Annotated in this window: 1 protein-coding gene; it reads left to right on the forward strand. The window is 44.3% G+C overall.

The window, feature by feature from the left end; genetic code table 11:
- A partial coding sequence (locus tag R7R24_RS29095; protein WP_318120510.1) for a PAS domain-containing protein occupies nucleotides 1–574 on the forward strand: 574 nt, incomplete at both ends.

The following is a 574-nucleotide window of genomic DNA, read 5'->3' on the forward strand; positions in this document are numbered from 1 at the left end:
GCACAAATGCGGTCAATCTCTGTATTAGTACTCATATCCCGAGTGAAGTTTTCGCAGCAGAACATTTCAATCGCCACTTACATTCTTATGCCTCTGTAGCAGCGCCTGTTTTCGACCAATTTGGCAAGTTACGCGGCACAACATGCCTTCTCAAAAAAGCAGAGAACTATAAGAAAGAAAACTTAGTCATCATCGCGTCAAGCGCGAAAGAAGTCAGTTTGCAAATACATATTCAGTCGGAACAAGAAAACATTAACCGCCTCACTTGTGCTCACAACGCAACACTAGAATGCATGGATGACGGCCTTCTGGCCTGGGATGAAGAAAGCCGTATCACCATGGTAAATCATCAATCAGAGCGCTTGTTAAACATTGAAGCCAGTCAGGTTTTGGATAAAGAAGTCTTTTCTGTTTTACGTTTCCCGCCAAATGTCCTCAATAGTCTTGAGTCGGGTGCAAGCATCAACCGCAAGCTCACAACGGTAGAAGTTCGTGGTGAGTTTGTTGAAGCGATCATTACCTTGCGTCCACTCAACGACGGCACACACTTATTGTTTTTGCACCCTATCGATAA

It is taken from the genome of Vibrio sp. 704, from assembly GCF_033339295.1.